Source organism: Herbiconiux liukaitaii (assembly GCF_041927495.1).
GTDB classification, from domain to species: domain Bacteria; phylum Actinomycetota; class Actinomycetes; order Actinomycetales; family Microbacteriaceae; genus Herbiconiux; species Herbiconiux liukaitaii.
The window spans coordinates 650,748-676,253 of record NZ_JBHFHG010000003.1 but is presented as its reverse complement, the minus strand read 5'-3'; the positions used below and the strand labels follow the sequence as shown (position 1 = coordinate 676,253).

Below are 25,506 nucleotides of genomic sequence, written 5' to 3'. Positions count from 1 at the left end.
TACATTAGAGCCAGGCACCAGAGGGGGATCGTGGCCATGCACAAGACCATCGTGTTCGCGGGGCGGTACCTCCGGACCGTGCCGCTCAGCATCGGCTTCGCCGTGCTCATCCTCGCCACCGCGCTCGCGGCGGGCACTTTCTTCGGCCCGCCCTCCGAGGTCACGCAGAACGCGTGGGCCGCCGGCGTCACCACCACCGTCGACGCGGGTCGCTGGTGGACCGTGCTCACGGCCCTCTTCATCCCGTGGGATCCGTTCCAGCTCGTAGCCGGCATCGTGCTCTCGCTCGTGCTGCTCGGCGTGGCCGAGCGGCTGCTCGGGTGGCAGAGGCTGCTGCTCGCGTTCTTCGTCACGGGCATCGTTGGTGTGGGCGTCGGTGTGCTGCTGCAGTGGATCGGGTCGCTCGCCGGGGAGTGGTGGGCAGACGGCACGAGCATCGACCTCACCGTCGATCCGCTCACCCCCATCGCGGGTGCGCTGCTCACCGCGAGCGGTCTCATGGGCCCGCTCTGGCGCCGTCGGGTGCGGCTCGTGACCTTCGGACTGCTCATCATGTTCGCTCTGTACGACGGCGACACCTCATCCGTCTACCGCCTCATCGCGGGCATCGCAGGGCTCGTGCTCGGCTATCTCCTCTCCGGCCGTCGCGGGCGCAACTCGCTGTGGCTCAAGAGCTCGTTCGGCGAGGTGCGTGTGCTCATCGCCACGATCGTGCTCATCACCGCCATCGGGCCCCTCGTCTCGTGGCTCGATCCCTCGGGCAGCGGCGCGTTCGGCCTCGCGGGCAGCTTCTACGGAGACATCTTCCCGAGCGCCACCGACATCGACTCCTTCTGCGCCACGGCCACCTCGGTGGTGTGCGACGACATGAAGAAGCTCGCGGCCCTCGGCGGCCTCGGCCCCATCGTGCAGACCTTCGTGCCGCTCGCGCTGCTGCTCATCTCGGCCTGGGGGCTCCGCAAGGGGCGCCGCTTCGCGCTGTGGCTCGGCATCGTCACGAACCTCGCCATGATCGCTCTCGCGCTCGTGTTCCTCGGTCTCGTGGGCAGCTTCGCGCTGGGTGACGACACCTCCGACCTGCCGGCCCTGCAGGCCATCGACATCGGCGAGTACATCGTGTGGCTCGGCTCGACCGTGCTCGTGCCGCTCGCGGTGGCGATCCTGCTGTTCGTGCACCGCCGCCGCTTCGCGCTCCGGGCGCCGCGCGAGGCGTTCATCCGCTTCTGCGTGGTGGTGGCGGGGGCGTTCGTGGCCCTCGCGCTCGTCTACGTCGTGGCGTGTGTGCTCGCGCTCAGCAGCCTGGCGCCCGCGGGCACCACGATCGTCGAGGTCGTGTTCGACGTGCCGCGCCGGTTCCTGCCGATCACGCTCGTGGGCATCACGGGCGACGTCATCATCCCGCCGCCGAGCCCCACGCTGTTCGTGTTCCAGTGGGTGGGGCCTGTGTTCTGGGCGATCTTCGCGATCGCGGCGTTCCAGCTCATCGCCGCCCAGGAGCAGCGTGTGCAGGTGGGCGACCACCAGCGCATCCGTGCGCTGCTGCGTCGGGGCGGCGGCGGCACGCTCGGCTGGATGACCACGTGGCCGGGCAACGTCTACTGGTTCAACGAGGCGGGGGATGCTGCCGTGGCGTACCGGGTCATCAACGACGTCGCCATCACGATGTCCGACCCCGTGTGCCGACCGGAGGACGAGCGGCAGACCGTGCGCGACTTCGCCCGGTTCTGCGACAGCAACAGCTGGGTTCCGGTGTTCTACAGCGTGCACTCGCAGTTCCTGCCGGTCTTCGAGGAGATGGGCTGGTCGCACATGTCGGTGGGCGAGGAGACGCTCATGCACCCGCAGACGCTCGAGATGACGGGCAAGTCGTGGCAGAACGTGCGCTCCTCGCTCAACAAGGGCGTGCGCGAGGGCATGACGACGGTCTGGACGACCTACGACGAGCTGTCGCGCTCCAAGATCACCCAGATCAACGCCATCTCGGAGGCCTGGGTCTCGGAGAAGGAGCTGCCCGAGATGGGCTTCACCCTGGGCGCGCTCGAGGAGATCAAGGATCCGGATGTCGCGCTCATGCTCGCTCTCGATGCCGACGGTCGCATCGCCGCCGTCACGAGCTGGCTGCCGATGTACCGCGAGGGAGTGGCGGTGGGGTACACGCTCGACTTCATGCGCCGGGGCGACGGATCGATGCCCGGCGTCATGGAGTACCTCATCGCCTCGTCGGCGCTGCACATGAAGGAGCTCGGTGTGGAGGTGCTCTCGCTCTCGGGAGCGCCGCTCGCCACGGCTCCCGTGCCGAAGGGCGCCGAGCCGCCGGCCCCCACGGTCATGACGGAGCTCGCCGAGGTGCTCGCGAAGACGCTGGAGCCGGCCTACGGGTTCTCGTCGCTCTTCAAGTTCAAGGCGAAGTTCAACCCCACGTACTCCACCATCCACATGGCCTACCCGGACCCGCTGGCCCTGCCGACGATCGGGACGGCGATCGGTAAGGCCTACCTGCCGTCGATGTCTGCAAAAGAGACTGTCGCCCTAGTCAGAACCCTCGTCCCGAAGCATTAGCACGGCGAATCACGCGACAGGTCGTGCGTTCGTTCTGTTTTCTTTGCTGCGCCGCCCCCTGTGCGGCGCAGGCGACATGCGGTGCCGCCGTCGGGCGACGTCGCTGCGCGGCGCCTCCCGGCGGCGGTACCGCCTTGGGGCGGCGAGTACGGCCTGTTGCGTGGTTGCTTGGGCTCTTGCCAGGGTGATTGGGGCTACAGGGGGATGTTGCCGTGCTTCTTTGGCGGGAGGGTTGCTCGCTTCGTCTTCAGGGCTCGGAGGGCCTTCGTGATCGAGACCCGCGTGGCTGCGGGCTCTATGACACCGTCCAGCTCGCCTCGTTCGGCGGCTAGGAAGGGGCTCGCTACGTTGTAGGTGTACTCGTTGGCTAGGCGGGTGCGTACGGCCGCGACGTCTTCGCCGGCCTCCTCGGCGCGCTTGATCTCGCCGCGGTAGAGGATGTTCACGGCGCCCTGGCCGCCCATCACCGCGATCTCGGCCGTGGGCCAGGCGAGGTTGATGTCGGCTCCGAGCTGCTTCGAGCCCATCACGATGTACGCGCCGCCGTAGGCCTTCCGCAGGATGACGGTCACGAGCGGCACGGTCGCCTCGGCGTAGGCGTAGAGCAGCTTGGCGCCGCGGCGGATGACGCCCGTCCACTCCTGGTCGGTGCCTGGCAGGTAGCCGGGCACATCCACGAGCGTGAGGATCGGGATGGAGAACGCGTCGCAGAAGCGCACGAAGCGCGAGGCCTTCTCGCCCGCCTCGATGTTGAGTGTGCCGGCCATCGAGTTCGGCTGGTTGGCGACGATGCCCACCGAGCGCCCCTCGATGCGCGCGAAGCCCACCACGATGTTGGGCGCGTAGAGCGGCTGGGTCTCGAGGAATTCGCCGCCGTCGACGAGGTGCTCGATGACGGTGTGCACGTCGTAGGGCTGGTTGGGCGAATCCGGGATGATCGTGTTGAGCTTGCGGTCGGCATCCGTGATCTCGAGCTCGACGTCGCTGTCGTAGACCGGCAGCTCCGCGAGGTTGTTCTGCGGCAGGAAGCTCAGCAAGGCGCGGGCGTAGTCGAGCGCGTCGTCCTCGTCGCTCGCGAGGTAGTGCGAGACGCCCGAGACGCTGTTGTGCGTGAGCGCACCGCCGAGCTCCTCCATGCCCACGTCTTCACCCGTGACGGTCTTGATGACATCCGGGCCGGTCACGAACATCTGGCTCGTCTTGTCGACCATGATCACGAAGTCGGTGAGGGCGGGGGAGTAGACGGCTCCACCGGCGGCAGGGCCCATGATGATCGAGATCTGCGGGATGACACCGGAGGCGGCCGTGTTGCGGCGGAAGATCTCGCCGTACTTGCCGAGCGCCACGACACCCTCCTGGATGCGCGCACCGCCCGAGTCGAGCATGCCGATGATGGGCACACCCGTCTTGAGCGCCAGATCCATGACCTTGATGATCTTCTCGCCCGCGACCTCGCCGAGCGAGCCGCCGAAGATCGTGAAGTCCTGCGCGTACACGGCCACCTGGCGGCCGTGGATGGTGCCGGTGCCGGTCACGACGGCGTCGCCGTACGGCCTCGACTTCTCCATGCCGAAGGCGTGGGTGCGGTGCCGCACGAACTCGTCGATCTCCACGAACGAGCCGTGGTCGAGCAGTTGCTCGATGCGCTCGCGGGCTGTCTTCTTGCCCCGCTTGTGCTGCTTCTCGATGGCGGTGGCCCCTGAGGCCGTCACCGCCTCGTGGTAGCGGTTCTTCAGGTCGGCCAGCTTGCCCGCCGTCGTGTACATGTCGGGCTGGTCGGTCGTCGCGTCTTCACTCACGCCGTTCACTCTACCGGCCAGCACTCCCGCCCCTTCGTTGCCGAAACCCTACAAAAGGCGGTGGCCGGCTTGTGGGGGCGGGGGTCTGGTTCCGGTAGCTTGGCGGCATGCACCTGCCGAAGCGCACCCCGCATCCGCACCTGCCGCTCTCGTCGGCGATCGCCTCTAGGCTCGAGTGGCTGCCGAGTGCGGGGTCCACGAACGACGTGCTCGTGCAGGCGGCCACGGGTCCCTCGGCGGCGGAGTGGCCCGATCTCGCGGTCGTGGCCACCGACCACCAGACCGCGGGGCGAGGCCGCCTCGGCCGCACCTGGAGTGCGCCGGCCGGCGGGTCGCTCGCCATCTCGGTGCTGCTGCGGCCCACGGGGGCGGATGGCGAGCCGATCCCGGTGGAGCGCTGGGGGGTGCTGCCGCTCCTCGCGGGCATCGCCATGTCCCAGGTGATCGGCGGGCTCGCGCACCGCTCTCCCGATGCGGTGGCGCTCAAGTGGCCGAACGACGTGCTCATCGGATCGCGCAAGGTCTCCGGCATCCTCGGCGAGCTGCTGCCGGGCGGTGCCGGCCTCGTGATCGGGGCAGGCGTCAACCTCACGCTCACCGAGGAGCAGCTGCCCGTGCCCACCGCCACCTCGCTGCTGCTCGCGGGAGTGCAGCAGATCGATCCGGATGCGGTGCTCGCCGGCTACCTGCACGATCTCGGTGTGCTCTACGACCGCTGGCAGGCGCACGGCGGCGATGCGGTGGCGAGCGGGGTGATCGACGACGCGGTGCGCGTGTCGGCCACACTCGGGCGGGCCGTGCGGGTGGAACTGCCGGACGGCGCGGTGCGGCGGGGCGTCGCGCGGTCGCTCGACGACTCCGGTCGGCTCGTGGTGGAGCTGCCGGACGGGGCCCCGCCGCTCGTGGTCTCGGCGGGCGATGTGACGCATCTCCGGCACGACGACAGCTGATTCGCGGGATCGCGGTAAAGAATGAGGGCATGACCCCTCCGCGCTCCTCCGACGCCACCGAGCGGTTCGGGTGGGGTGCGGCGCGTGCGGCCGATGGCGCCACCGAGGCGACCACGCGGTATCCGACGCCGCCTCAGGCCGAACGCGTGCCCTATCCGGCACCGCCGCCGTACCCGGGTGCGGCACCCACGGGCGAGCCGGGGTTCTCCGAGCTCATGCATCCGGAGCCCGATGTGGTCGACGCCGGGTACGCCGATCCCCGCTACCGCGACGCCGGTCGCACCGACCCCCGCTACAGCGACGCCGGGTACGCCGACCACCGGGAGCCGGGTTTCGCCGACCTAGGCTTCGACGACACCGACCCCGGCACCGCGGGGCACGAGCACCCCGGCTACGGCGGCTACACCACCTCCGTCGATCCCACGCCCGAGGTCATCCTGGTGCGGGCGCGGCCCCACGCGAGGCGACTCACGGTGCCCGTGCTCATCCTCTTCGCCACCGCGGCGGCGTTCGGCTGGTTCGGCGGCCGGTTCCCCGAGGAGTGGCAGAACTGGGCGGCGCTCGCCGGGGCCTGTGCCCTCGTCTTCTTCGGCACCCTGCTCCCGTTCTTCGCCTGGCTCGGCCACCGCTACACCGTGACCTCCCGCCGCGTCATCGCCCGCCGAGGCCTCTTCGTGCGCGACCGCCAGGACCTCTACCTCGCCCGCGTCACCGACGTGCGCCTGCGCCACACCCCCTTCCAGGCCGCGGCGGCTTCGGGCGACGTGCGCATCACGGCGGGCCCCGACCTCACCGTCGTCCTCCACGACATCCCCTCGGCCCGCCTCACCGCCGACCTCCTGGGCGCCCTCACAGAACACCCCACCCCCACTTCCTACTCATCCCGCGAGTGACAGTGTCGGGGGCATGAGCTATTCTCATGTCTCATGAAGCCTCGTCTCGTCTCCGCCGCCGCAGTCTGCGTCGTCGCCCTGCTCACGGTCGGCCTGGCGCAGGGTGCCGCGGCAGCCCCTCGTGACTTCGAGCTGGCGCGCCTGGCGTCCGTGGCGCCGAGCGCCTCCGGCGACGGCATCGGAGACATCGCCATCGACAGCACCACCCAGCGCGCCTTCGTGCTCGATCAACGCAACAAGGCCGTGCACGTCTACGACATCAGCGGCGATGCCTTCGTGCCGGTCGCCACGATCTCCGGAGCCCTCGACTTCCCGGTTGCCGCCGCGGTGAACGAGACCACTCACACTCTCTACGTCGCCGACGGCGGCCGGGCGGATGCCATCGTCGCGATCGATGTCGACCCGGCGTCGCCCACCGCGAACAAGGTGGTGCGCACCGTGGCATCGGGTGGTGACGGCGTGGGGGCGATCGCTGTCGACCCAGCGAGGAACACCGTGTACGTCACCAACCGCTCCACACACACGGTGAGCGTTCTCGATGCGGCCGGTACCACCACACCGAGGCTGATCGCCACGGGCGACGAGCCGCAGGACGTCGAGGTCGACCCGCGAACCGGCAAGGCCTACGTCTCCAGTTCCGAGGACTCCTCGCTCACGGTCGTGAGTCCCGATGGGTCGTCGACGAACTGGCCTCTCGACAACCGGCCGTTCCGGCTTGTCGTGGTCGGCGACGAACTGATCGCGACCAGCGATCGGCCCTACGCCGCCCACCTCGATAAATACGACCTGCAGACCGGGCAACGCGTCGCGAGTTCGCCGCCGCTCGGCGCGATGCCCTTCGGTCTCGCTGCCGACCCCGCACTGCGCGCAATCTACATCGGCAGTGCCGCGGGTGGGGTGGCGGGGGTGCGGGCTCTCCGCTCCACGGATCTCGTTCTTGAAGGTGGCGGTTCCGAGGACTACTTCAACTCCGTCGTCGTGGATCCCGTGACCCATCGTCTCCTGGTCGGCGAGACTCCCCGCTTCGGGAGGCCGTCGGAGGTCGTGATGTTCGATCCGCAGCCTCGGCCGTTGGCGTCGGTGGATCGGATCGGTGGAGCCGACCGGTTCGAGGTCTCCGCAGGCGTTGCCGCCGACACCTTCGACTCCGGGGGGCCTGTGGCGTATGTCGCGAGCGGTGGGGGTTTCGCGGATGCGCTGTCGGGATCGGCCGCGGCGGGTGCACAGGGCGGGCCCGTGCTCCTGGTGTCGAAGGACTCTGTGCCGGGGGCGGTCGCAGCGCGCCTCAAGTCGTTGCGGCCCCAGCGGATCGTGGTGCTGGGCGGCACCGCGAGCGTGAGTGCGGCCGTTGAGAAGCAGCTGAGCGCGTACAGCCCTTCTGTCACGCGCCTCGCGGGTGCGGATCGCTATGGTGTCTCGGCGGGGGTGTCGGCGGCGGCCTTCCCCGAAGGTGCTGACGTCGCCTACCTCGCGTCGGGTGCTGTCTTCAGCGACGCGCTCTCGGGATCAGCCGCGGCGGGGCGCGAGAGCGGCCCGGTGCTGCTGACGCGCAAGGACGGCGTGCCGGCCGAGGTGCTCGACGAGCTGCGGCGCCTGAAGCCCAAGGTCGTCATGGTGCTCGGGGGCCTCGCCACGGTGGACGAGTCGGTCGTCACTGCGCTGCAGCAGTCGTGGCCCGTCATCCGCGTCGACGGTGCAGACAGGTACGCAGTCTCGGCCGCCATCTCGGCCCGAACGTTCAGCGACGGGGCCTACACGGTCTACTTAGCCTCGGGTGCGGTGTTCCCCGACGCCCTGTCGGGCTCCGCAGCGGCCATTGCCGAGGACTCTCCGGTACTGCTGGTGACTAAGGACGCCATTCCAGCGCCGGTTGCCGCCGAACTAGACAGACTCGACCCCTACCGGGTAGTGGTCCTGGGAGGCCCGAGCACAGTCTCCGAACAGGTCGAAACCCAACTCGAAACCTACCTCCCCCGATAAGAGCCCACTCAACCGGCCGCACGGCCCAACCGACCGCAACAACCGCACCCGCACGACGCAACAGGCCGTACCCGCCGACCCGAGGCGGTATCGTCGCCGGGTGGCGCCGCGCAGCGACGCCGCACGACGGCGGCACCGCATGTCGCCCGCGCCGCAGAGGCGGCGGCGCGGCAACCAATACATCACCGCATGTCGCCCGCGCCGGGCAGGGACCGGCGCGGCATCCAGCACATCACCGCATGTCGCCCCGCGCCGCAGAGGCGGCGGCGCGGCAATAAACTGAGCTCGTGACTTTTCGTGTGGGTGTTGTAGGTGGCGGACAGCTGGCGCGGATGATGGTGCCGCCCGCGATCGAGCTCGGGATCGACATCCGTGTGCTCGCCGAGACCGAGGGCATGTCGGCCGCCATCGCCGCCACCGGCGTGGGCGACTACACCGACCTCGAGACCGTGCGCGCCTTCGCGAAGACCGTCGACGTCGTGACGTTCGACCACGAGCACGTGCCCCAGGCCGTGCTGCGGGCGCTCGAGGCCGAGGGTGTGGCCGTGCACCCCGGCCCGGATGCGCTGCTGTTCGCCCAGGACAAGCTCGCCATGCGCGAGCGGCTCGGCGCCCTCGGCATCCCGATGCCCGATTGGGCCCGTGTCGAGACCACCGAGGAGCTCGCCGGCTTCCTCGCCGACCACGGCGGCAGGGCCGTGGTGAAGACCGCCCGCGGCGGCTACGACGGCAAGGGTGTGCGCGTCATCACGGGCGCCGATCAGGCCGAGGACTGGTTCGCCGCTCTCGCCGAGGACGGCCGCGGGGGAGCGCTGCTCGTGGAGGAGCTCGTCGACTTCCGCCGCGAGCTCGCCCAGCTCGTGGCGCGGCGCCCCAGCGGCGACGTGACCCTGTGGCCCGTGGTCGAGTCGATCCAGCAGAACGGCGTGTGCGCCGAGGTCATCGCCCCCGCCCCCCGCGCGGCCGGCCGACTGGCCGAGATGGCGGCGCAGATCGGCACCACGATCGCCGAGTTGCTCGGCGTCACCGGCGTGCTCGCCGTGGAGCTGTTCGAGACCACGGATGACCGCATCCTCGTGAACGAACTCGCCATGCGCCCCCACAACACCGGCCACTGGACCATCGACGGCTCCACCACGAGCCAGTTCGAGCAGCACCTGCGCGCTGTGCTCGACCTGCCCTTCGGCGCGACGGGTTACCGCGAGCCGTGGTCGGTCATGATCAACATCCTCGGCGGGCCGAGCCACGGCGACCTGGACACTCCCGTGCGGCGCGCGGCGGAGGCGCACCCGACCGCCAAGATCCACCTCTACGGCAAGGAGCCCCGCCCCGGTCGCAAGATCGGGCACGTCACCGTCTCGGGCGACGAGCTCGACGACGTCGTCTTCCAGGCGCGCGCCGCCGCCGCCTTCTTCCAGGACTGACAGGCCCGGCACGCCCGACGCGCTACCGGGCGCCCACAGAACCTGCACCTAGCATGGGCATCATGCCCGAGAACAGGCCCGTCGTGGGCGTCGTCATGGGGTCGGACTCCGACTTCACCGTCATGAGCGACGCCGTGCAGGTGCTCACCGACTTCGGCGTGCCCCACGAGGTGCAGGTCGTCTCGGCGCACCGCACGCCCGAGAAGATGATCGACTACGGCAAGACGGCGCGCGATCGCGGCCTGAAGGTGGTCATCGCCGGTGCCGGCGGTGCCGCCCACCTCCCCGGCATGATCGCGAGCGTCACCACGCTCCCCGTCATCGGCGTGCCCGTGCCGCTGGCCAAGCTCGACGGCCTCGACTCCCTGCTCTCCATCGTGCAGATGCCCGCAGGCATCCCGGTGGCTACCGTCTCGATCGGCGGCGCCACGAACGCCGGTCTCCTCGCTGTCAGCATTCTCTCGACCGGTGATGATGAGCTTGCCGCTGCCCTCGGGCGCTACCGCACCGGGCTCGCCGAGCTCGTCGCCCAGAAGAACGAAGGCCTCCAGACCCGCCTATGACCAGCATGACCGCAGGAGCCCCCACCCGAACCGGCTATCAGACCGGCTCGGCGTCGGCCAACGCCACCGCGAGCCCGATCCGCTACCCCGACGTCTCGTCGGAGAAGGCGATGACCGTGCGCGGCTGGTGGCTCGTGGTGCTCAACGTGCTGATCCCGGGCTCGGCGCAGGTGCTCGCGGGCAACCGCCGCCTCGGCCGCTTCGGTCTGGGCTGCACGCTCGTGCTGTGGACGCTCGCCATCATCGCGGGTGTCATCTACCTCATCTGGCCGCAGGTCATCTTCTCCATCGCCACCAACCTCGTGCCGCTCGCCATCGTGCAGGTGCTGCTCGTGGCCTACGCGGTGCTGTGGGTCGTGCTGACCCTGGATGCGCTCCGGCTCGTGCGCCTCGTGCGCGTGGGCCCGCGGGCCCGGCCGGCCATCGCGATCTTCTCCGTGGTGCTCATGGTGGTGACCGCGGGTGGTGCGGGTGCCGCCGCGTACATCGCCAACGTGGCGCAGTCCGGCCTCGCCTCCGTGTTCTCGGTGCAGGCCGCCGCCGAACCGCCCGTCGACGGCCGCTACAACATCCTGTTGCTCGGCGGTGACGCCGGCCCCGACCGCGACGGCATGCGCCCCGACAGCATGACAGTGGTCTCGATCGAGGCCGACACGGGCCGCGCCACCATGATCGGCATCCCGCGCGACCTGCAGCAGGTTCCGCTGCCCGCCGACTCCCCGCTCGTGGGCACCGACTACGCCCCCGACGGCTCCTACGACTGCGGCAGCGACTGCCAGATCAGCTTCCTCTACCCCCGCGTGATGGCCTTCGACCAGGATCTGTACCCGAACGCCGAGGCCGAGGGCTCCAACGCCGGCGTCGAGGCCACCAAGGATGCTGTCCAGGGCGCGCTCGGCATCACCATCCAGTACTACGTGATGATCGACATGCAGGGCTTCTCCGACCTCATCGACGCGCTCGGTGGCGTGACCATCGACGTGAAGGAAGAGCTGCCCATGGGCGGCGACGAAGAGGGCAACGAGATCGAGGGCTGGATCTGGCCCGGCGTGCAGCACATGGACGGCTACACGGCCCTCTGGTACGCCAGGTCGCGCCACACCACGAGCGACTACGACCGCATGGAACGGCAGCGCGAGCTGCAGACGGCGATCCTCAACCAGTTCGAGCCGGTGAACGTGATCACCAAGTTCGAGGGCATCGTGCAGGCGGGCACTCAGGTGGTGCAGACGGACATCCCCCAGTCGACCCTGAGCTACTTCATCGATCTTGCGCTCAAGACGAAGGATCTGCCGATCGACCACGTGGAGCTGACGCCGCCGCTGATCGACCCGGAGTACCCGGACTGGGCGGTGGTGCAGCAGACGGTTTCCGACGCGTTAGTGCTGTCGAACGCGACTGAGGCTCCGGCGGGCTAGTTGCCGCGCCGCCGCTTCTGCGGCGCGGGCGATATGCGGTGCACCTGTCGGGTCACGTCGCTTCGCGGCGCGCCCCGGCAGGTGTACCGCCTTGGGGCGGCGAGTACGGCCTGTTGCGTGGGGGAACGGCGGGGGTGGTGGGTAGTGCGGCCTCGGTTAGAGGTCTGCGTGCAGTTGCCAGACCTTGTCGGCGCTGTCTCGCCAGCTGAAGGCTCTGGCTCTGTCTAGGCCTGAGATGGAGAGGCGGCGGGAGAGGGCGGCGTCTGTGGTGACTGCTTCTATGGCTGTGGCCAGTTGGGATGCGTAGGCGGCTGGGGTTGTGCGTTCTACTACGTGGGTGGAGCCTGCTGCCACCTCCAGGAGGGCCGGGACGTCGGCGTGGATGACCGGGGTGCCGAAGTTGAAGGCCTCGATGAGGGGGAGGCCGAAGCCTTCGGCGAGGGAGGGGTAGACGAAGACCGTGGCGCGCTCGATGGCGAGTGCGAGGTCGCTGTCGCTCACGAAGCCGAGCACCTTGATCCGCGAGGCATCGACACCCGCCGATGCGGCGACCGAGGCCACGTCGACATCGCCCCAGCCCTCGGGCCCGGCGATGACGAGCGGCAGCGATCCGGTGGCCGGCAGCGCCAGCGCCTGGATGAGCGCCGCGAGCCCCTTGCGCGGCTCGAGCGTGCCCACGGCCAGGATGTACCGCTCCGGCAGCCCCAGGTCGGCAGCCCGGGCGGCGGGATCGGCAGGCAGCCGCAGCTCGTCGCTCACGGCCCCGCCGATCACGCGGATGCGGTCGCCGAAGTCGAAGTAGCGCGACAGCTCCTCGGCCACCGCGTGCGTGGGTACCACGATCGCGTCGGCGTGCTTGTACGCGCGCTTGGCCATGGCCTTGTGCCAGGTGACCCCGCGAGGGGTGAGGGTCTGCGGATGCGTCCACGGCACCACGTCGTGGATGGTCACGGCCGTCTGCGTGCCGAGCTCGGCCCGCCGGTCGTGCTTGCGCAACGGCGCGAGCAGGCTCGTGGCGTGCACCATGCCCGAACCCGATCCGCCGATGACGCCGTGCTGCCAGGCCGCCGCGAGCTCGCGACGGGGGAGGGCAGCACGACTGAGCGAGGCGAGCCCGGGCAGCTTGGCCGACACCTCGTCGACCCGCTCCTGCGGCACCGCCGAGATGATGCCCTCGACGTCGCAGTTGCGCGGCGCCGTGGCGATCAGCTGGCGCGTCAGTTCGAGGGTGTAGCGACCGATACCGCCTGGAACGGGTGCGACCAGCTGGTCAATGATCACCCGAAGCGTGGCCATCAGTCTCCAAATACTCCCGAGGAAGCCGCCTCATGAAGGGCGGCACGCCAGTCGCGCATGGGATCCAGGCCTGCTCGGGACCACGCGTCGTGCCCGAGTACGGAGTACGCGGGACGCGGGGCAGGACGGACGAACTGCGAACTGTCTGTCGGCTTGACCTTAGCAGGGTCGAGTCCGGCTTCCTGAAAGGTTGCCTGGGCGAAGTCGAACCAGGATCCCTGGCCCGAATTGGTGCCATGGTAGACCCCTGCGGGGGCTCCGGAATCGGCCAGGAGGATGAGCTGACGCGCCAGATCCGCGGTCCACGTGGGCTGCCCCACCTGGTCGTCGACCACCGAGACGGAGTCGCGTTCGCGCCCCAGCCGCAGCATCGTGGCGGGGAAGTTGTTGCCGTGGCGGCCGTAGATCCAGGCCGTGCGCACCACGTAGCCGCGAGCGGCGTTGAGCCGCAGCACGGCCTCCTCGCCGAAGGCCTTCGTGCGCCCATAGGCGTTGAGCGGATCGCGCTCGCCGTCTTCGGGGTACGGGCTCGTGGCCGAGCCCTTGAAGACGTAATCGGTCGAGATGTGGATGAGGGCGGCCCCCGTGGCGGCCGTCGCCTCGGCGAGGGTCGCCGGGCCGACTCCGTTCACCTGGAGTGCCGCCTCCTCGTCCGTCTCCGCGGCGTCGACGGCCGTGTAGGCGGCGCAGTTGAAGACCACGTCGACCCCCGCGACCGCGGCGGCGACCGCCGAGGCGTCGGTGATGTCGAGCTCACTGCGGGTGAGGGCGACGAGGTCGACGGAGGCGTCGCGCTCGCGCAGCGCCTCCTGGAGGTCGCGGCCGAGCATGCCGACGGCGCCGGTGATGAGATAACGCGTCATGAGGGAGTGACCGCCCGCTCAGATGAGTGCGGCGCGGGCCTTGAGGGGCTCCCACCACTGCCGGTTGTCGCGGTACCACTGCACCACGTCGGCGAGACCCTGCTCGAAGGGCACGAGCGGCTCGTAGCCGAGCTCGTTCTGGATCTTCGAGATGTCGACCGAGTAGCGCAGGTCGTGGCCGAGGCGGTCGGCCACGCGGTCCACGTAGTCCCAGCTCTTGCCCGTGGCGTCGAGCAGCATCTGGGTGAGCTCCTTGTTGGTGAGCTCGGTGCCTCCGCCGATGTTGTAGATCTCGCCGGCGCGGCCCTTGACGAGCACCATGGCGATGCCGCGGGTGTGGTCGTCGACGTGCAGCCAGTCGCGGATGTTGTTGCCCTCGCCGTAGAGGGGCACGTGCTTGTCGTCGATGAGGTTGGTGACGAAGAGCGGGATGACCTTCTCGGGGAAGTGGTACGGCCCGTAGTTGTTCGAGCAGCGCGTGATCGAGACGTTCATGCCGTGCGTGCGGTGGTACGAGCGCGCGAGCAGGTCGCTGCCGGCCTTCGAGGCCGAGTAGGGCGAGTTCGGCTCGAGCGGGCGGTCCTCGGCCCAGGAGCCCTCGGCGATCGAGCCGTAGACCTCGTCGGTCGAGACGTGCACGAAGCGGGGCAGGTTGTTGCGGAGAGCCGCGTCGAGCAGCTGCTGCGTGCCGAGCACGTTCGACTCCACGAAGATCGAGGCGTCGCGCACCGAGCGGTCCACGTGCGACTCTGCGGCGAAGTGCACCACGGCGTCGAGGCCGGGGAACAGGTCGTCGAGCAGCTGGCCGTTGCGGATGTCGCCGTGCACGAAGGTGAGGCGCGGGGAGTCCTTGACGGGCAGCAGGTTGTCGAGGTTGCCCGAGTAGGTGAGCGCGTCGAGAACGACCACCTCGGCGCCCTCGAGGCCGGGATAGGCGTCTTCGAGCGTGCGGCGGACGAAGTTGGAGCCGATGAACCCGGCTCCTCCGGTGACAAGAATCTTCATGGTGGGGCGTTCTCCTCGAGTGTGGTCGCCCCCGATTGTAGCGGGCGGCCCTCCGCGCGCCCCGAGGCAGGGCCACCGGAGCCCTCTGACCCCAGAAGCGGGGGTACCGGCCGTCGAGCGTGGGGGCCGTCGAATCCAGCCGTGGGCTCTAGAGTGACCACGTGACACAGCCGGGCGAGGAGAACAGCGGCCCGCGACCGGGGCTGCTGCTGCGTCTCGTGAAGGATCAGCGCATCGCGTTCCTTCTCGTCGGCGGCTTCAACACGGGCTTCGGATTCGTGCTCTTCGTGGCGTTCGACCTCACCGTGGGCACCTGGCTCGACCGGGAGGTCAACGAGACCGTAGGCTCGCTCGCCACCCTCTTCTGCGCGCACGTCATCGGCGTGCTGATCGCCTTCGTGCTCTACCGCCGCTTCGTGTTCACCGTGCGCGGGCACGTCTGGCGCGACCTCGTGCGCTTCGAGAGCGTCTACCTGGTCTCGATCACCATCAACGCGATCGTGCTGCCCATCCTCGTGAACATCGGCTGGAACCGCATCCTCGCCCAGCTCTCCATCCTCATCGTGACCGTCGCCATCAGCTGGTTCGGCCACAAGCGGTTCTCGTTCAAGCGCACCGACCACGAGGTCGAGGCCGCCACCGAGATCGATCCGCACCTCGAGGACCGTACCGATGAAGGAACCCGCTGATGCCCAGATACTCCGTGGTCGTGCCCGCGTTCGACAACGCGGCCTACATCGAGGCGACCGTGCGCTCGGTGCTGTCGCAGCGGCATCCTGACTTCGAGCTCGTGATCGCCGACCACTCCTCCACGGATGCGACGCCTCAGCTGCTCGAGAAGTACGCGGCCGACCCGCGCGTGCGGCTGATCACCACCCCTACGGGCGGTGGCGCCGAGGCGAACTGGCGCCGGGTGACCGAGGCGGCGACGGGCGAGTACGTGAAGCTGCTGCCCGGTGACGACGTGCTGTACCCCGGCGCCCTGAGCGCCCACTCCGACGCGCTCGACGCGCACCCCGGCGTGGTGCTCGTGTCGAGCCCACGCGACATCGTCGACGCGAGGGGCCGCGCGACCATCCGCAACCGCGGCCTGCAGGGAGTCGCCCGCCGCGTGCAGCCGGGCGTCGAGGCCGTGCGCACCACGGTGCGGAAGGGCACGAACGTGTTCGGCGAGCCCGGCTCGGTCACCATGCGCCGCTCGGTGCTCGAGGATGCCGGCGGCTGGGACGCCCGGTTCCCCTACCTCATCGACCAGACCGGGTACACCAAGGTGCTGCTGCGCGGCGACTACCTGCCGGTGGATCAGACTCTCGGGGCGTTCCGCGTGAACGACGCCCAGTGGAGCGTGGCCCTCATGAACGACCAGGCCACACAGGCGAAGGCGTACCACGCGTGGTGCCGCGAGCAGGCGCCCGACACCATCAGCGCGGCCGACGTGCGGCTCGGCGACCGTCGGGCCGAGCTCATGGCGCTCGCGAGGCGGGCCTACTACACGCTCAACAGCCGCGGCATGAAGGCGGGGGCGCGCGCGTGAGCGGGGCCCGCAGCATGCTCGCCCAGCGCTGGGTGCCCTACGCCCTGGCCGCCCTGCTCGCTCTCGCGGCCACCTGGTACGGCCTCGACCTCTGGAACCTCGAATGGAAGGTCCCCCTCTACTACTCGGGCGATGCGCTCGCCGTGGCCTCGCACTTCAAGACCGTGATCGAGACGGGCTGGTTCACCCATCAGTCCGCGCTCGGCGCCCCCTACGGCCAGTACTACGGCGACTACCCGCAGGCCGACAACCTGCACTTCATCGCCGCCAACCTGCTGCGGGTGTTCTCGGGCGACTTCGGTGTGCTCATGAACGTCTACTTCGTGCTCGGCTTTCCGCTCGCGGCCATCACGGGCCTGTGGTTCCTGCGGCTCGTGGGCGTGAGCCGCACGCTCGGTGTGGCGCTCGCCGTGGCCTTCGCCATCGCGCCGTACCACTTCATCAAGGGGGAGGGGCACCTCTTCCTCGCGGCCTACTTCGTGGTGCCGCTCGCGCTCGGGGTCGTCTACAAGGTGGCCGTGGGCCAACCGCTGTGGTCGCGGCGCATCCTGAGCGGTCGCAACCTGGCGACCGTCGGCACGCTCGCGCTGCTCGGCACCGCCTCGAGCTACTACTCGGTGTTCGTGGCGCTCGTGCTCGCCGTCGTGGGTGTGGCGAAGCTGTGGCAGACCCGCGGCTGGCGCCCATTCTTCGGCGCGGCGGCGGCCGGGCTCGTGATCGCGGGCACGATGCTCATCAACCTGCTGCCGAGCATCCTGTACCGGCTCGCGAACGGCGCCAACGAGGCCGTGCTCGTGCGGAGCCCTCCCGAGGCCGAGCTCTACTCGTTCAAGCTCTCGTCGCTGCTGCTGCCCGTGCCCGGGCACCGCTTCGGGCCGTTCGCCACGCTGCGCCAGCTCTACGACGAGTCGTATCCGCTGCCCTCAGAGGCCCCTGCGCTCGGCCTCATCGCCGCGGCGGGGTTCGTGGCGCTCGTGGTGGTGGCGGTGTTCTTCCTGCTGAGCGCCGGCCGCACGGGCTGGCGCGCGCCCAAGTCGTACACCCGCAAGCTCGCCGTGCTCTCGGGGCTCGCGCTCGTGACCTTCCTCTTCGGCACGGTGGGCGGGCTCTCGACCCTCCTGTCGTTCGTCAACTTCCCCATCCGCTCGTGGAACCGCATCGCCATCCTGCTCGCGCTGCTGGCGCTCGCCGCGGTGGGCCTGCTGCTCGACCGGCTCGTGCGCCGGGTGGCGAAGCGCCTGCGGGCCCGCCGTACCCGGTCGGCGGTCATCCCCGCGCTCGCCGCCTCCGCCCCCTTGTCGGGCACCGGCCGCACGCGCCCCGTGCTCGCGGCCGTCGTGGCCGTGCTGCTGCTCGTGCTCGCGGTGTGGGACCAGATCCCGCCCGTCGACTCCGCCGCGCGGGCCGCCACAGTGGCGAGCTTCGACTCCGACCAGGCCTTCGTGGAGCAGATCGAGGGCACGGTGGAGGAGGGCTGCCTCATCTACCAGCTGCCCTACATCGCCTTCCCCGAGTCGCCGCCCGTCAACGGCGTCACCGACTCCGAGCAGATGCGCATGTTCCTGCACTCCGACTCCCTGCGCTGGTCGTCAGGCGGCATCAAGGGCCGTGCGCCGATCGACGAGGTGGGTGCCCTCGCCTCGCTGCCGGTGCCCGCCATGATCATGGCGTTCCGCGAGCTCGGGGTGTGCGGCATGGTGATCGACAAGGCGGCGTTCACGGATGGCGGCTCCGCGCTGCTCGAGCAGATCGTGGCCGTCACGCGCGTCGACACCACCTCGGGCGGCGACGCGTTCGCCTCCGACGACGGCCGCTTCCTCTTCGTGAGGCTGCCGGCGTGATAACTTCTCATCCCGTGGGCACCAGCGACGCGGTCGATTCCACGGTGTACACGATCAGTGTGATCGTGCCCGTGTACCAGGGGGAGCGCACGCTCGGGGCCGTGGTCGACGAGCTCGTGCCCTACACGCGCGGCGGCACGACGCCCGAGGGCGTGGCCTTCCGCATCTCCGAGGTCATCCTCGTGCACGACAACGGTCCGGATGCCTCCGACACCGTCATGAAGCAGCTCGAGGCCGCGCATCCGTTCGTGAGCATCCTGTTCCTCAGCCGCAACTTCGGGCAGCACGCGGCCACGATCGCGGGCATGACCGTGTCGACCGGGCGCTGGATCCTCACGATGGACGAGGACGGCCAGCACGACCCGGCCGCGATCGGCCCGTTCCTCGACACGGCCATCCGCGAGCGCGCCGGCGTGGTCTACGCGCGCTTCACCAACGAGCGGCCGCACGGCTTCCTGCGAAACGCGGCCTCGAAGTCGTCGAAGCGGCTCATGCGCACGGCCTTCAACCTGCCGGATGCGAGCCAGTTCCAGAGCTACCGCCTCGTGCGCGGCGACGTGGGCCGCAAACTCGCGTCGTTCGCCGTGACGGGGGTCTACCTCGATGTGGCGCTCTCGTGGGTCACCAACCGCGTGGCCACCGTGCCCACCGTGCTGCGCACCGCCGACGGCCGGGTCTCCGGCTATTCGCTGCCCGCGCTCATCGCCTACTTCTGGCGCATGGTGCTCACGAGCGGCACCACGGGCCTCAGGGCGGTGAGCGTGCTGGGCGGGGTCATCGCCGCGCTCGGTTTCGCGCTCATCGTCTACATCCTCATCGCGCCCCAGGTGGGGCAGGATCCGGAGACGGCCGGCTGGGCGTCGCTCATGGTGGCCGTGCTGCTGTGCTCGGGCGCGATCCTCGTGTCGCTGGGGGTGATCGCCGAGTACATCGGGGTGTCGCTCAACGTGTCGATGGGTCGGCCGCTCTACCTCGTGGTCGACGACCCGGAGACGATCATGCCGGAGGACGACGCGACGGCAGATGCTGTCGCCGCCGCAGCCCCCGTGGAAGAACGAACGGAACCCGCCTCCGGTGCTTGACGACATCCTCTTCAGCCGCCCTTTCCGCTCCCCGGGCGAGCTGGAGAACCTCGCTGCCGTGCTGCGGTCGGATCACGCGCACGGCGACGGCGCGTTCACGGCCTCGGCCTCGGCCCGCCTCACCGGCATGCTCGGCGCCCGCGCAGCGCTCCTCACGACGTCGTGCACCCACGCGCTCGAGCTCGCCGCCCTGCTGCTCGAGCTCGAGCCGGGAGACGAGGTGGTGATGCCGAGCTTCACGTTCCCCTCGGCGGCCACGGCGGTCGTGCAGCGCGGAGCGGTGCCGGTGTTCGTGGACCTCGACGAGAGCACGGGCAACCTCGATCCCGCCGAGTTCGCGGCGGCCATCACGCCGCGCACGAAGGCCGTCACGGTCATGCACTACGGAGGGGTGCCCGTGGATCTCGCCGCGGTCGAGGCCATCGCTGCCGAGGCCGGCATCGCGGTGGTGGAGGACAACGCGCACGGCCTCGGCGGGCGCACCGTCGACGGGCGCATGCTCGGCACGGTGGGCGTCTTCGGCACGCAGAGCTTCCACGACACCAAGAACGTGCACTCCGGTGAGGGCGGCGCCCTGATCGTGAACGACGAGCGCTACCTCGAGCGGGCCGAGATCCTGCGCGAGAAGGGTACGAACCGGGCACGCTTCCTGCGCGGCGAGATCGACAAGTACACCTGGCAGGACCAGGGATCGAGCTACCTGCCGAGCGAGCTCAACGCGGCGGTGCTGGATGCGCAGCTGGCGGCGTTCGACGAGATCCAGGCGAACCGGCTGCGCGTGTGGTCGGGCTACGCCGCGGGCCTCGCGCAGTGGGCCTCCGAGAACGGCGTGCGGCTCATGTCGGACGACTCTGCACTGCTGCACACCTCGCACCTGTTCTGGCTGCAACTGCCCTCCGAGGCCGCGCGCGAGGGCCTGCTCGCCCACCTGCGCGCCCTCGGCATCCGCGCCGCCTTCCACTACGTGCCGCTCGACTCGAGCCCCGCGGGCCGCCGCCTCGGCCGCACGGCGGCCCCCCTCGAGCGCACGGCCCGCTTCGCAGGCCGCCTCGTGCGCCTCCCCCTCTGGGCGTCCCTCACCGACGCCGAGGTTGCCCGCGTCGTCGCCGCGGTCAGCTCCTACCGCGTCGGCTGAGCCGGGGCGTCCTCAACCACGGTCGGCACCGGCGAGACTCGACCCCCGCCGATCCGGAACCGCAGCGCCATCGCACGCTTCTCGATCAGATGCCACGACCCTACGGCGAGCGCCGCCGTGACACCGGTGACGAGCACGAGGTTGAGTGCCCCAGGGATGATGCCGATCGTGGCGATCACAGCCTGCTGAACAGGGAAGGCGTAGAGGTAGAGACCATACGAGAGGTCGCCGTACCGGGCACTGCGTCGGAGCACAGGGGTGCTGGCGAGACCGAAGGTGAGCACGATGTAGGGAGTGAGGGCCCAGGAGACCACCGTCGGGTCGGCGCGGAGCGAAGGAAGTGTGAGCCACAGCACCGATGCCAGCACCGCGATGTCGAGGCGGAAGAAGCCCGGTCGTGAGAACGCCGCGATCAGCGAACCCACCGCGAAGAACACCCAGAGCCTCGTCGCTTCGTTGAGCAGAGTGCCCCAGACCACGATGGGCTCACCGGTGCGCAGCAGGAGCAGCCAGCCGATCGACGCGGCCAGCAGCAGGGCGACCACCGCAGGGAGTATGAGGCGGCGCGGGAGGAACCCGATGATGAGCACGACCACGTAGCAGAAGAACTCGGCAGGCAGAGTCCAGACGGAGCCGTTGACCGCCACGGGATAGGGCAGATCCGTGAACACACCGGGCAGGGCGTACGCCGGACGGAGAAGGATGTTCCAGAGATAATCCCACGTGCCCATCTCAGAGAAGTACTGACCGTTCGACAGCGTGGAGAACAGGATGCCGAGCACCACGATGGAAGCGATCACGACGGCGATGAGCGCAGGGAAGATGCGCAGCACGCGGTTCACCGAGAACTGAAGGGCGGTGTTGCGGCCCAATCGGCTCTTCATGATGAGGTATCCGCTGATGACGAAGAAGACATCGACGCCGACCACGTGGATGGGCAGTCCGCCGATGATGGGAATCGACGAGGGGTTGCCGCGGAGCGCGAAGGAATGCCCGATGATGACGGCGAGAGCTGCAGCGATGCGCAGGAAATCGAAGTTGTTGTCGCGCGCTCTCACGTCCCCCATGCGCCAAGAGTAGCGGCAGCCCGGAGCCTCCTCCGCCCGCTCCGGAGCACTGGGCCTATAGACTCGCCGGATCCGTCATCGACGGGTGTCGACCCCCCGGGGGTCGCCGCCCGTCCCTCCCTGCCCCGACGGTGGGATCCTCCCTAGGACACCATGCTGAAGCCAGACAACGGCCTCAACCTCGTCAGACTGGCGATGGTTGTACTCGTCATTCTCTCTCACTCGTATACGATCGGCCGCCACGGCGGGTCTCCGCTCTACCTCGGCAACACCTCCGGGCAATGGGCGCTCGCAGGTCTGTTCTCGGTATCGGGGTTCCTGGTTTCGAGCGGCCGGCTTCGCCGGGGACTGGCGCTCTACCTCTGGCATCGTGTGCTCCGGCTGTGGCCGGCCTTCATGCTGTGTCTGCTCGTGATTGTCCTTCTCTTCGCGCCGGTGGCGTACATCCTGGAGAGAGGCTCGATCTCCGGATTCTTCGGGGCACAGAGTGGCCCCGGGCCCTTCCTGCTCTCGAACTCCCTCTTCGAGATCCGTCAGTACACCGTCTCTGGCACCCCGAACACCGACCCCGCGGGCTGGATCGGCAACCTCTGGACGGTGTTCTTCACCGTGGTGTGCTACGTCGCGATCGGAGTGGTGCTCGGGATCAGGCGGGAGCGCGTGCGGCTCCTCGTGCTGGTGTCGGTCTTCGTCCTGACCGTCGTCGCGCACGCCAACATCGATGCGGTCATGACCTACGCCCAGGATGGCCGGGTCGCCCCTGTCCTGCGTTTCCTCCCCTTCTTCCTAGGCGGCACGATCATCTACGAGCTCCGCCGTCGGCTCCGTCTCTCGGTGCTCTTCGCCCTGCCGGCCGCTGGGGCGACGGCGTTGCTGGCGCTGCTGTTCCCAGCATGGGCGCTGCAGATGGCGTCTCCTCTGATCGCCTACTGTCTTCTGGTACTGGGGAACATCCTCCCGGCACCGAGGGTGCTGCGAGCGAATGACCTCGCCATGGGTGCGTTCATGTACAGCTACGCCGTGCAGATGCTGCTCCGGGTGTTCGGAGTGCCCGCTCTCGTGGACGGCGTCTGGGCGTTCTTCGCCCTGAGCGTCCTCGCCACCGTGCCGTTCGCGATCGGATCGTGGCTCCTCGCTGAACGTCCAGTCATTCGACGATTGCGATCAGGGGAGGGCAGACCCGAACGGAACGTTGATGGGACGGCTCGTCCCATCAAGAGAGTTCCTCAGGCCCTACTATGAAGCCGGGGATCGTGTGGGAGTCGCGTCATCACGGTTTGGATGAGCGAGAGTGCAAAGAACGATAGGTGGGGTCAGTGACCGAATACACGAGCATCACACTGCAGTCGGTGCTCTTCCATACCCCTGCGGAGTCGTTGGTGCGGGCTCTCGAGAGTGTCGACCGCGTGTCGCAGCTTGGCCAGAGTTCCGGGCGCCACGGACTCGTGGACGTGTCGTACGGGGACTGTTCCCCCTCGCCGGTCTTCCAGGACGACGAGATCGACTCGCTCAACAAGCGCTTCAGCGGTATCAAGATCCGCTACACCCACTTCGGACGGAACCTCGGGCACGGCGGCGCTCAGAACCAGCTGGCGGCCCGCACCGAGACGGACCGACTCGTCACGGCGAACCCCGACGTCCTCCCCTCGCACCGCACGCTCGGGGAGCTCACGGCGGTGCTGGAGGACAAGACCATAGGCATCGCCGAGGCTAAGCAGCTTCCGCTCGAGCACCCGAAGGAGTACGACCGCGCGTCGGGCGCGACCTCCTGGGCCTCAGGCGCCTTCTCCATGTTCAGGACCGTCGAGTTCGTCGATCTTGGGGGCTTCGATCACGAGTCGTTCTTTATGTACGGAGACGACGTCGACCTCTCCTGGCGGTACCGTCTGCGCGGCTTCCAGGTGATCTTCCAACCTGCCGCCATCGCTTTCCACGACAAGCGGCTCGGAGGCAGCGGCGAGTGGCTCGCCTCGGAGACCGAACAGTACTACTCCGCCGAGTCGGCTCTCATGCTGGCGTACAAGTGGTCGCGCGATGACATCCTCGATCGCTTGTTGGAGAACATGACTGACTTCCCGGATCCGATCATCCAACGCGCGGTCACCGCCTTCCTGAAGCGCCGCGACGAGGGGGCGCTTCCCCTGCGACTCGACGAGGGCAACACGACGGCGGAATTCGTGAACGGTAACTATGCGGGGCACCGATGGTGAGGTCTGACGTGGACAAGAAGTATGACAACGCCTACTCTCCGGAAAACCTGTACGGGCATGTCATCCACCTGCTCGGTCGCCATCTCGGAAATGAGATCGCGCCAGGGTCGATCCACCTCGACATCGCGAGCGGTTACGCCGCGATCGGTGAAGTGGTCGAGGGTGAGTTCGGGTTGCACTACGTGGGGGTCGACATCGATCAGCTCGCGGTGTCGGAGGTCTCGAAGCGGGGTCTCGAGGCCCATGTGGCCAACCTCGAGGAGCGGGGGTCGATCGCGGCCACCCTGAAGCGTGTCATCGCGGGCCGCTCCGTCGCATCCATCACTGTGCTCGACGGCCTCGAGCACATCGCCGACGGCAGCGAACTCTTGGCCGCCATCCGCGGTGTCGTTGTGGAGCACAGTGCGGTCGTGCTCTTCAGCATCCCGAACGTGACGCACCGCGACGTCGGCTACAAGCTCGCGCTCGGGTCATGGGAGTACACGTCCACGGGGTTGCTGGATGTGACGCACCTGCGTCTCTACGGCGATCGCGAGCTCTCTCGGGTGCTCGAGGCCGCGGGGCTGTACCGTGTCGGGCGCAACGACTTCTCGCTGTCGGCCAGCGACCAGCACTATCCGGCAGGCCACCCCGCTCTGCAGCCGGGCACCAACCTCAACCGCTTCCTGAATGAGCTCCGAGACGACGCCGAACCCCATGCTCGCGTCAATCAGTTCGTCTGGGCCTGCGTGGCCGGTCCCATCAAGAGTCTGGTGCCCGCAGCACCGATCGAGGAACCCTTCCTGACAGTTGTCATCCGTACCCAGGGGCGCAGGGTGGCAGAACTCGAAGAGGTGCTGCTCTGCCTCACCGGGCAGACGAGCACCGATTTCGAGGTCGTGATCATCGCGCACCGGGTGGACCTCGATCAGCAGATCGCGATCGAAGCGGCCGTCGACGGTGTGCCCGAATGGCTCGGCCGCAAGGTGCGCATCGTGCATGTCGACCACGGCAACCGGGCCACCTTGCTCAACACCGGCCTGGAAGAGGCGCGCGGTCGCTACGTCGTGGCGCTGGACGACGACGACCTGGTGTTCGCGCACTGGGTTGAGGTCTTCGCGGAACTGGAGAAGAAGCACTCCGGGAGGGTACTCCGGAGCGTATGCGCTCGGCAGCAGGCCGATCGCGTCGAGGTGCGCCATGAGCGAGGTACCCGTGCGGCCTCGGGTGTCACGATGCCGTACGCGACCGAGTTCTCCTTCATCGAGCATCTGTCGCTGAACAGCACGCCGTTCATGTCGGCGGCGATCCCTCGTTCGCTGTATCGCGATCTCGGTTTCCGGTATGACGAGACGCTCACGACCACCGAGGACTGGGACTACCTGCTGCGTGCCGTCTCGACAGTGGGGATCGCCGACTCCGGAGCCCTGACGGCGATCTACCGCGGTTGGGTGTCGCAGGATTCGTCCATCACCGAGCACGTGCACGACGAGTGGATGCTCAACCAGTACGCGGTCGACCGCAAGCTGGATGCCCGGCCCATCCTGCTGCCCGCGGGAGAGACCAGGGCCATCCGCAAGCTCATCCGTCGACCGCCCGTCGAGGTGCAGATCCCGGCGCCCGAACGCGATGTCGACGGTGAAGTCGCCGCCAAGGTGGAGATGGTCGTGCGCGAACGTCTGGCTCAGCGGGATCGGCTGCACCTCCGAGTGGTGAGCCTGCTCGAGTCACGGTCGTGGCGGGCGAGTTCCGGCATCCGGGCAGCGGGCGTGCTGGTGGGGCGTGGCAAGCCCATCAAGGCCAGCCACGTGCTCCTGATGAGCGACGCCGAACTGAGCGCCGTGATCGACGCGATCGAGTCGTCGAGGTCGTGGAGGGTCACCCGCCTCCTGCGCCGTCGCTGACAAT

20 protein-coding genes are annotated in these 25,506 nt (G+C 68.9%); 15 read left to right on the top strand and 5 right to left on the bottom strand.

All coding sequences use genetic code 11. The features are described from left to right. The first annotated feature begins 36 nt into the window (after positions 1-36). Positions 37-2,559, top strand: coding sequence for an MprF family protein (locus tag ACEXQC_RS07655; RefSeq protein WP_374820097.1), 2,523 nt, complete (start codon positions 37-39; stop codon positions 2,557-2,559). A 194-nt stretch (positions 2,560-2,753) separates the two neighbouring features. Here the strand turns inward: ACEXQC_RS07655 and ACEXQC_RS07650 are convergent, their stop codons facing one another. Beyond that, on the bottom strand, positions 2,754-4,325 hold the full coding sequence (locus tag ACEXQC_RS07650) for an acyl-CoA carboxylase subunit beta (protein ID WP_374820143.1): 1,572 nt from the start codon (positions 4,323-4,325) through the stop codon (positions 2,754-2,756). A gap of 140 nt (positions 4,326-4,465) precedes the next feature. Between ACEXQC_RS07650 and ACEXQC_RS07645 the strand changes: the two genes are divergently transcribed. The 6 genes from ACEXQC_RS07645 to ACEXQC_RS07620 all read left to right on the top strand — a co-directional run bounded on the left by ACEXQC_RS07645 (position 4,466) and on the right by ACEXQC_RS07620 (position 11,586). Continuing rightward, the gene (locus tag ACEXQC_RS07645) at positions 4,466-5,308 is read left to right on the top strand and encodes a biotin--[acetyl-CoA-carboxylase] ligase (RefSeq protein WP_374820095.1); all 843 of its coding nucleotides are present in this window, start codon (positions 4,466-4,468) and stop codon (positions 5,306-5,308) included. Between the two features lie 29 nt (positions 5,309-5,337). After that, positions 5,338-6,201 (top strand): PH domain-containing protein, encoded by an 864-nt coding sequence (locus ACEXQC_RS07640; protein WP_374820093.1) that lies wholly within the window; start codon positions 5,338-5,340, stop codon positions 6,199-6,201. 33 nt (positions 6,202-6,234) lie between these two features. Further along, entirely contained in the window at positions 6,235-8,181 is a 1,947-nt protein-coding gene (locus tag ACEXQC_RS07635; protein WP_374820091.1) for a cell wall-binding repeat-containing protein, read from the top strand. A 287-nt stretch (positions 8,182-8,468) separates the two neighbouring features. After that, positions 8,469-9,605 carry a 5-(carboxyamino)imidazole ribonucleotide synthase gene (locus ACEXQC_RS07630; protein WP_374820089.1) on the top strand — a complete coding sequence of 379 codons (1,137 nt, stop codon included), beginning with the start codon at positions 8,469-8,471 and terminating at the stop codon, positions 9,603-9,605. Positions 9,606-9,658: 53 nt separating this feature from the next. Beyond that, a complete protein-coding gene (gene purE / locus ACEXQC_RS07625) occupies positions 9,659-10,168 on the top strand; it encodes a 5-(carboxyamino)imidazole ribonucleotide mutase (protein WP_374820087.1) in 510 nt (169 codons plus the stop codon). Next, a complete protein-coding gene (locus ACEXQC_RS07620) occupies positions 10,165-11,586 on the top strand; it encodes an LCP family protein (protein WP_374820086.1) in 1,422 nt (473 codons plus the stop codon). The genes purE and ACEXQC_RS07620 overlap by 4 nt, the downstream gene beginning before the upstream one ends. A 156-nt stretch (positions 11,587-11,742) precedes the next feature. Here the strand turns inward: ACEXQC_RS07620 and ACEXQC_RS07615 are convergent, their stop codons facing one another. The 3 genes from ACEXQC_RS07615 to rfbB are packed head-to-tail and all read right to left on the bottom strand — an operon-like array spanning position 11,743 to position 14,750. Then, complete coding sequence (locus ACEXQC_RS07615; protein ID WP_374820084.1) at positions 11,743-12,882, bottom strand: glycosyltransferase family 4 protein; 1,140 nt, start codon at positions 12,880-12,882, stop codon at positions 11,743-11,745. Then, complete coding sequence (rfbD, locus tag ACEXQC_RS07610) at positions 12,882-13,745, bottom strand: dTDP-4-dehydrorhamnose reductase (protein WP_374820082.1); 864 nt, start codon at positions 13,743-13,745, stop codon at positions 12,882-12,884. Before rfbD ends, ACEXQC_RS07615 begins: the two co-directional genes overlap by 1 nt. 18 nt (positions 13,746-13,763) lie before the next feature. After that, the gene (rfbB, locus tag ACEXQC_RS07605) at positions 13,764-14,750 is read right to left on the bottom strand and encodes a dTDP-glucose 4,6-dehydratase (protein WP_374820080.1); all 987 of its coding nucleotides are present in this window, start codon (positions 14,748-14,750) and stop codon (positions 13,764-13,766) included. A 161-nt stretch (positions 14,751-14,911) separates the two neighbouring features. Between rfbB and ACEXQC_RS07600 the strand changes: the two genes are divergently transcribed. Genes ACEXQC_RS07600 through rffA form a run of 5 tightly spaced genes read left to right on the top strand, consistent with a single transcriptional unit; the run spans position 14,912 to position 20,342 of the window. Beyond that, on the top strand, positions 14,912-15,439 hold the full coding sequence (locus ACEXQC_RS07600) for a GtrA family protein (RefSeq protein ID WP_374820078.1): 528 nt from the start codon (positions 14,912-14,914) through the stop codon (positions 15,437-15,439). After that, positions 15,439-16,284, top strand: coding sequence for a glycosyltransferase family 2 protein (locus tag ACEXQC_RS07595; protein WP_374820077.1), 846 nt, complete (start codon positions 15,439-15,441; stop codon positions 16,282-16,284). The genes ACEXQC_RS07600 and ACEXQC_RS07595 overlap by 1 nt, the downstream gene beginning before the upstream one ends. Then, positions 16,281-18,125 (top strand): hypothetical protein, encoded by a 1,845-nt coding sequence (locus ACEXQC_RS07590; RefSeq protein ID WP_374820076.1) that lies wholly within the window; start codon positions 16,281-16,283, stop codon positions 18,123-18,125. Before ACEXQC_RS07595 ends, ACEXQC_RS07590 begins: the two co-directional genes overlap by 4 nt. 14 nt (positions 18,126-18,139) lie before the next feature. Next, entirely contained in the window at positions 18,140-19,207 is a 1,068-nt protein-coding gene (locus ACEXQC_RS07585; protein WP_374820074.1) for a glycosyltransferase, read from the top strand. Next, positions 19,200-20,342 carry a dTDP-4-amino-4,6-dideoxygalactose transaminase gene (rffA, locus tag ACEXQC_RS07580; RefSeq protein ID WP_374820072.1) on the top strand — a complete coding sequence of 381 codons (1,143 nt, stop codon included), beginning with the start codon at positions 19,200-19,202 and terminating at the stop codon, positions 20,340-20,342. Before ACEXQC_RS07585 ends, rffA begins: the two co-directional genes overlap by 8 nt. Here rffA and ACEXQC_RS07575 read toward each other — a convergent pair. Further along, positions 20,327-21,409 (bottom strand): acyltransferase family protein, encoded by a 1,083-nt coding sequence (locus ACEXQC_RS07575; protein ID WP_374820071.1) that lies wholly within the window; start codon positions 21,407-21,409, stop codon positions 20,327-20,329. The genes rffA and ACEXQC_RS07575 overlap by 16 nt on opposite strands. A 153-nt stretch (positions 21,410-21,562) precedes the next feature. On the opposite strand from ACEXQC_RS07575, the gene ACEXQC_RS07570 reads away from it, so the two are divergent. The 3 genes from ACEXQC_RS07570 (at position 21,563) to ACEXQC_RS07560 (ending at position 25,502) form a co-directional block, all read left to right on the top strand. Then, complete coding sequence (locus ACEXQC_RS07570; protein WP_374820069.1) at positions 21,563-22,651, top strand: acyltransferase family protein; 1,089 nt, start codon at positions 21,563-21,565, stop codon at positions 22,649-22,651. 74 nt (positions 22,652-22,725) lie between these two features. Then, positions 22,726-23,619, top strand: a complete 894-nt coding sequence (locus ACEXQC_RS07565; protein ID WP_374820068.1) for a glycosyltransferase family protein — start codon at positions 22,726-22,728, stop codon at positions 23,617-23,619. 8 nt (positions 23,620-23,627) lie between these two features. Continuing rightward, the gene (locus ACEXQC_RS07560; protein WP_374820066.1) at positions 23,628-25,502 is read left to right on the top strand and encodes a glycosyltransferase; all 1,875 of its coding nucleotides are present in this window, start codon (positions 23,628-23,630) and stop codon (positions 25,500-25,502) included. Positions 25,503-25,506 lie beyond the last annotated feature (4 nt).